Annotated in this window: 6 protein-coding genes; 4 read left to right on the forward strand and 2 right to left on the reverse strand. The window is 69.5% G+C overall.

Features of this window, described 5'->3' with window-relative positions:
- A partial coding sequence (rpoN, locus tag AC1D12_RS21230) for an RNA polymerase factor sigma-54 (protein WP_477842681.1) occupies window positions 1-998 on the forward strand: 998 nt, incomplete at its 5' end.
- Window positions 999-1,127: 129 nt separating this feature from the next.
- On the forward strand, window positions 1,128-2,987 hold the full coding sequence (locus tag AC1D12_RS21235) for a PAS domain-containing hybrid sensor histidine kinase/response regulator (protein ID WP_465112996.1): 1,860 nt from the start codon (window positions 1,128-1,130) through the stop codon (window positions 2,985-2,987).
- Window position 2,988: 1 nt separating this feature from the next.
- Here AC1D12_RS21235 and AC1D12_RS21240 read toward each other — a convergent pair whose 3' ends face one another.
- Window positions 2,989-4,422: a sigma-54-dependent transcriptional regulator gene (locus AC1D12_RS21240; RefSeq protein ID WP_477842683.1), complete on the reverse strand. Its 1,434-nt coding sequence runs from the start codon at window positions 4,420-4,422 to the stop codon at window positions 2,989-2,991.
- A gap of 121 nt (window positions 4,423-4,543) precedes the next feature.
- On the opposite strand from AC1D12_RS21240, the gene AC1D12_RS21245 reads away from it, so the two are divergent.
- Window positions 4,544-5,110, forward strand: coding sequence for a DUF1003 domain-containing protein (locus AC1D12_RS21245; protein WP_477842685.1), 567 nt, complete (start codon window positions 4,544-4,546; stop codon window positions 5,108-5,110).
- A 307-nt stretch (window positions 5,111-5,417) separates the two neighbouring features.
- Here the strand turns inward: AC1D12_RS21245 and AC1D12_RS21250 are convergent, their stop codons facing one another.
- Window positions 5,418-5,762, reverse strand: coding sequence for a hypothetical protein (locus AC1D12_RS21250; RefSeq protein ID WP_465112994.1), 345 nt, complete (start codon window positions 5,760-5,762; stop codon window positions 5,418-5,420).
- 151 nt (window positions 5,763-5,913) lie between these two features.
- Between AC1D12_RS21250 and AC1D12_RS21255 the strand changes: the two genes are divergently transcribed.
- Window positions 5,914-6,380: hypothetical protein (locus AC1D12_RS21255; protein WP_477842686.1), on the forward strand; the 467-nt coding region annotated here is incomplete at its 3' end.

Here is a 6,380-nt window from a genome sequence, read left to right on the forward strand (position 1 = left end):
TCGAATCGCTCGACGACGACGGCTACCTGCGCACCGGCCTCGATGAACTGGCGACGCTGGCCGCGCTGTCGCCGGCGGTCGAGTCCTGCGAGATGAACACCGCGCTGAAGCTGGTGCAGTCGCTGGAGCCGGCCGGCGTGGCCGCGCGCAGCGTGGCCGAATGCCTGCTGCTGCAGATGCCGCAGATCGAGGATGCCGACGAGCGTGCGCTCGCCGGGCGCATCGTCGCGCAGCACCTGGCGCAACTCGCGCAGCGCGACATCGCCGGCATCGCGAAGGCGCTGGGCGAGCCCCCCGCGCGCGTGCAGGCCGCCTGCGAGCGCATCCGCCACCTCGACCCGCGCCCGGGCTGGCGCCATGGCGCCGAGAACCTGAACTACGTGACGCCGGACGTGATCGTCAAGAAGGTGCGCGGCACCTGGGCCGCCGCGCTGAACCACGCGGTGATCCCGCGCGTGAAGCTGAACCAGATGTACGCGAACCTGTTCCAGCAGCACCGCGGCGGCGGCCACGGCGAGATGGCGGCCCACCTGCAGGACGCCCGCTGGACGGTGCGCAACGTGCAGCAGCGCTTCTCCACCATCCTGTCGGTGGCGCAGGCGATCCTGAAGCGCCAGCACCGCTTCCTCGACGTCGGTCCGCTCGCGATGAAGCCGCTCGGCCTGCGCGAGATCGCCGACGAGGTCGGCATCCACGAATCCACCGTGTGCCGGGTGACGAACAACAAGTACATGGCGACGCCGGTCGGCGTGTTCGAGCTGAAGTACTTCTTCTCGCGCGGCATGCACACCGCGAGCGGCGGCAGCACCTCGCCGACCGCGGTGCGCGGCGTGATCCAGGGGATCATCGAGGCGGAGGACCCGAAGAAGCCGCTGTCGGACGCCCAGATCGCCAAGCTGCTGACGCGCCAGGGCCTGACGGTGGCGCGCCGCACGGTGACCAAGTACCGCCAGTTGCTGAAGGTCGAACCGGTCGAGCGGCGCAAGCGGGCAGCCTGAATCAAAAAGTCACAAACCGAGCGGGCACGACACTTGCCAGCAGAAGTCCAGCGGCCAGCCGACAACCGATGTCGGCGCCGTCCGACAGACCCCGGCCCGCAACCGAATGCGGGCGACCGAAAGCCCTTCATGCAGGACCGCGCCCTCACGCTCCACGCCCTCGGCTCCACGCTGTTCGACCGGTTGCCGCAGGCGGCGCTGCTCGTCGATGCCCAAGGGCATGTGCTGGACGCCAACCCGGCCGCCCAGGCGCTGGTGCGCGGCGGCGACCTGCCGTCCGACCTGATGCGCCTGGCGCCGTCGCTCGCGCTGGGCCGGGCGCTGACCGACGGCGAGGAATGGGCCGGCGAGGTCAGCATCGGCTCGGACGACGGCGTGCGCCCGTTCGATGCCCGGTTGCTGAAGGTGCCCTGCAACGACGGCGCCCGCTTCGTCTGCCTGCTGCAGCCGGCACCGCAGTCCGCACGCGACGGCGGGCGCGATTTCCGCCATGTCGCCGATGCGGCGCCGGTGATGATCTGGCTGGCCGGCCCGGACCGCTGGTGCGAGTGGGTCAACAAGCCGTGGCTGCAGTTCACCGGCACGACGCTCGACGAGGAACGCGGCAACGGCTGGACGCAGGTGGTGCACCCGGAAGATCTCGAACGCTGCATGGGCATCTACTCCACCAGCTTCCATGCGCGCCAGCCCTTCGTGATGGACTACCGGCTGCGCCGCCACGACGGCGTCTACCGCTGGGTGCTGGACAACGGCGTGCCGCACACCAGCAGCGACGGCCGCTTCCTCGGCTACGTCGGCAGCTGCGTCGACATCCACGAGCGCCGGGAGCTCGAGGAACGCCTGGCCGAGCGCACGCAGGCGATGCGGCTGTCCGACCGGCGCCAGGGCGAATTCCTCGCGCTGCTGTCGCACGAGTTGCGCAACCCGCTGGCGCCGATCGCCAACGCGGCCAGCGTGCTGCGTACGATGGAAAGCGACAACCCGACGATCGGGCGGCTGCGCGAGATCGTCGAGCGCCAGGTGGCGCGGCTGCGCCGGCTGATCGACGACCTGGTCGACGTGACGCGCGTCGCGCAGGGCCAGATCACGCTGATCAAGGAACCGGTGGCGGTGGATGCGGTGGTGCGCACCGCGCTCGACGGCCTGCGCACGAAGCTCAGTGCCGCCGGCCACACACTGAAGACCGAGTTCCCGAAGGAGCCGGCGTGGGTCGACGGCGACGCGCTGCGGCTCGCGCAGGCCGTTTCGGCGATCGTCTACAACGCATCGATCTTCTCGCGCGATCCGGGCGAGATCGCGGTGTCGGTGCAGGCCCGTGGCGGGCAGGTGCTGGTGCGCGTGAAGGACCGGGGCCAAGGCATCGCCGCCGACTTCCTGCCGCATGTGTTCGAGCTGTTCGCGCGCCACGATGCCGGCACCGCGGCACGCCGGCCGGGGCTGGGCGTCGGCCTCACGCTGGCACGGCGCATCGCGATGCTGCATGGCGGCGACATCGCGGCTTCCAGCGCCGGCCCGGGGCTCGGTGCGGAGTTCGTGATCAGCCTGCCGCAGGTGGCTGCGCCGACCGCCACGGCGGGCGCGCGCCACAAGCCGCTGGTGCTGGTGCCGGAAGAGACCTACCGCGTGCTGGTGATCGACCCCGATCCGGAGACGCGCGACGTGCTGCGCCTGCAGATGGAGCTGTGGGGCCACGAGGTGCAGACGGCGCCGACCCCCGAGGCCGGGCTGCGGCTCGCGCGCAGCCAGCGGCCGCAGATCGTGCTGTGCGACATCACCCAGCCCGATTTCGACGCCGCCGGGCTGCTGGAGCCGCTGCGCAGCAGCCTGGTCGGCATGCCGGTGTTCTTTGCGGCACTGAATGCACGCGGCCGCCACGACGATGACGAGGCGCGTGCGCTGGAGGCGGGGTTCGACGCCTACCTGATGAAGCCGCTGCGGCCCGAGAACCTGGGTCGCCTGATCCACGCCTTCGCGACGCGGACCGCGTAGGTCATGACGGCGCCCAGCTCCGGTCTTCGAGGTCGGCGGGACGCGTGTCCCCGTCGCCTGCCGCCTGGTATTCCTTCAGCCGGTTGTAGAGCGTCTTCAGGCTGATGCCCAGCGTCGCGGCCGTCTTCTCCTTGTGGCGGCCGAGGTACTCCAGCGTCGCGAGCGTCACCTGCCGCTCGATCTCGGCCAGCGGCGTGCCGACCCACACGGTGATCGCCGGCGCCCCGCCCTCGACCGCGACCGGCGAGGTCGGGATCGACGCGCCCGACACCTCGCCGTCCGGCGATTGCGGCAGGCACTCGTCGTCGATCATGCTGTCGAGCGCCATCACGTACGAGCGGTACACCACGTTGCGCAGTTCGCGCACGTTGCCCGGCCAGTCATAGCGCGACAGGCGCTGCAGCGCGAGCGCGGAGAAGCGCTTCGGCGTGCCCTCGCGCTCCGAGATCTGCTGCACGAAATGATCGGCCAGCAAGGGCACGTCGTCGACCCGCTGGCGCAGCGCCGGCAGGTGGATCGGGAACACGTTCAAGCGGTACAGCAGGTCCTCGCGCAGCTTGCCGCTGGCCACCGCCTGCAGCGGGCTGCGGTTGGTGGCGGCGATCATCCGCACGTCGGTCTCCAGCGTCTGCGTCGAGCCGACGCGCATGAAGGTGCCGGTCTCCAGCACGCGCAGCAGCTTGACCTGCAGGTCCAGCGGCATCTCGGTGATCTCGTCGAGGAACAGCGTGCCGCCGCTCGCCCGCTCGAAGAAGCCCTGGTGCTGCCGGTCGGCGCCGGTGAAGCTGCCCTTCTCGTGGCCGAAGATCTCGCTCTCGATCAGGTGCGGCGAGATCGCGCCGCAGTTGACGGCCAGGAACGGCTTGCCGCGCCGGCGGCTCAGGTCGTGCACGGTGCGCGCGACCACCTCCTTGCCGGTGCCGCTCTCGCCGGTGATGAACACCGTGACGGCCGTGCCGGCGACGCGCTGCACCTGCTCGTAGACGCGGCGCATCGGCGCCGAGCGGCCCCACAGCGCGCCGAAATGGCCTTCGCTCTCCAGCGTGGCGAGCAGGTCCGACGACTCCGCCTTCAGCAGCGACGGCTTGGTCACGCGCGACAGCACGCCCTTCAGCTGCTTCAGGCTCATCGGCTTGACGAGGTAGTCGGCCGCGCCCAGGCGCAACGCCTGGATCGAGGTGTCCAGGCTCGCCTGGCCGGTCATCAGGACCACATCGGTGTTGCTCATGCCCTTGGCCTCGTTCAACAGCTCCATGCCGTTGCCGTCGGGCAGCATCAGGTCGAGCAGCACGATGTCGGGTTCCTGCAAAGCCAGCTGCCGGCGCGCATCGCGCAGCGATCCCGCGGTGGCCACCGTGAAGCCCTCGCTCGCGATCAGCATCGCCATCGTCTCGGCCGAATCCGGCTCGTCATCCACCACCAAGGCGTGCGGCATCACAGAACTCCTCTTGCAGGCCGGTTGGCCCGCAGCAAGCGGCCCGGACACGCCGGGACCACGCGGAACCGTCGGGCACAGCGATTGCCATGACAGTTCATCCAGCACTCCACCGCCGACCATGCATCGGTCACCATCCAAAGCTTCCTCTCCTGCAAGCCACCGCAGCAACTACCGCAGCGCCGGGTCGGTGGACGACCTGACGCAAGCCAATGTGCAGGCCATCCAGCGCCTCGAACACGAGGCGAGCCGCGTGCGCGGCCCGATGGACCGCTTTGCCGACCACGTCAGCTCGTTCTGCGGCAGCGCCGCGTTCTTCTGGGTCCACGTGGTGTGGTTCGCCGGCTGGATCGCGTTCAACCTGCAACCCGGCCCGAGGGCGTTCGACCCGTATCCGTTCACCTTCCTGACGCTGGTGGTGTCGCTGGAAGCGATCTTCCTGTCGACCTTCATCCTCATTAGCCAGAACCATGCCGCCCGCATCAGCGAACGGCGCAACCAGCTTGACCTGCAGATCAACCTGCTGACGGAGCAGGAGAACACGAAAATGTTGCAGTTGCTTGAACGCATCGGGCATGCGGTCGGCGTGGTCGACGACAAGGACCCGAGCCTGCAGGTGCTCGAGCAGGCGATGCGGCCCGACAAGCTCGCCGAGCAGATCGACAAGGCGGCGTCGGATGGCGCGTGACTGTCGCCGCTTGCTGCCGTCACCGTGGTTGACGTCGTTACTGCTGATCACCGGATCGTTCCCTCATCGGCCCGAGCCAGCGGCCAAAGTGCGCGACGATAGCCTGCGCCGCGGGGCCCTCTCGCGTGCAGTGGTAACGAGGCGTCAGTGCGGGTGCCGTCGACGCTGCGGCACGGCTTGCGAGTTGTCACACACCGGGGCCTGCGCAGGCCGCCCGTGTGTGCCGGCCCCAACGCCGGCAACGGCACCTTCACTCCGGGGATGGACAAGGTGTCGTGCCGCATCGGGATGACTTCCCGTCCCGCGCTCAACCGAGCGCGAAGCAACGAAGGTGCAGATCGGCACGGGCACCGTTGCCCGCCATTTGCCTGGCGCAGGCGCGCAGGGCCTGCGACACCGCCGCCACGAGCTTCGAGGGCGGGCGCACCGCACGGCCCTCGCGCAGCAGGCTGTCGACTAGGAAACCGTCTTCATCGATCATCTCGGCGAGCAGGCGCTCCTCGTCGTCGAACAGCACGGCGCGTGGCGACTCCTTCGAGCCGAAGAGCAGCAGGTAGCGAGCGCAATTGTTGGTTTTCATGACGGCTTTTTCTGGCGATGCAACATCTGGATGCCGGATGCTCGCGCAGGCCCGGTTYGCGAGCCAGTCCACAGAGCCGGATTCCAACGTCGGAAAACGCCTACGCGGTCCTACAAGGCAGCCGGCGCCCCTCCTGTCCTCCTACAGGGGTTCGCGACGCTGGCTGGTGTACCGGTGCCCCAACCCGGCCTATCGTCGCGCCATCCTTATCGGGAGTCCCCAGATGCGAGCCCATGCCGCCCCCACCGCCACCCGTTCCCGCGAGGCGGGCCTGCCGATGCCGCACGACGTCCACCCGTGGAATGCGCCAGGGCAGGACACCGGGCTGGTGCTCGACCGCGACCGGCAGTTCGTGCAGATGCTGCGCCACTACCGCGAGAGCGGCGGCCTGGCGCGCGGCGACGAGGTGGTGGAGCGGCTCGCGCAATGCGGCAACCGGGGCGTGCCGGCGCTGGCGCGGCAGATCGTCGAGCGCAGCGTGATGAGCTTCGAATGGCGCAACGAGCTGTGGCTGCCGATGTTCCAGTTCGATCTCGCCGACATGGCGCTGAAGGCCGGCCCGTTGCAGGTGGCTGCCGAGCTGGCCCCGGCGTTCGATGCGTGGCACACCGCGTTCTGGTTCGTGCAGCCGAACCCGTGGCTGAAGGGGCGGATGCCGGTGGACGTGATCAACACCGAGCTGGCCGAGGT

Source organism: Rhizobacter sp. P1_G5, from assembly GCF_056405435.1.

Coding starts and splice junctions, on each gene's coding strand:
- AC1D12_RS21235 (WP_465112996.1), top strand. CDS start 1,128: ATGCAGGACCGCGCCCTCACGCTCCACGCCCTCGGCTCCACGCTGTTC.
- AC1D12_RS21240 (WP_477842683.1), bottom strand. CDS start 4,422: ATGCCGCACGCCTTGGTGGTGGATGACGAGCCGGATTCGGCCGAGACG.
- AC1D12_RS21245 (WP_477842685.1), top strand. CDS start 4,544: ATGCATCGGTCACCATCCAAAGCTTCCTCTCCTGCAAGCCACCGCAGC.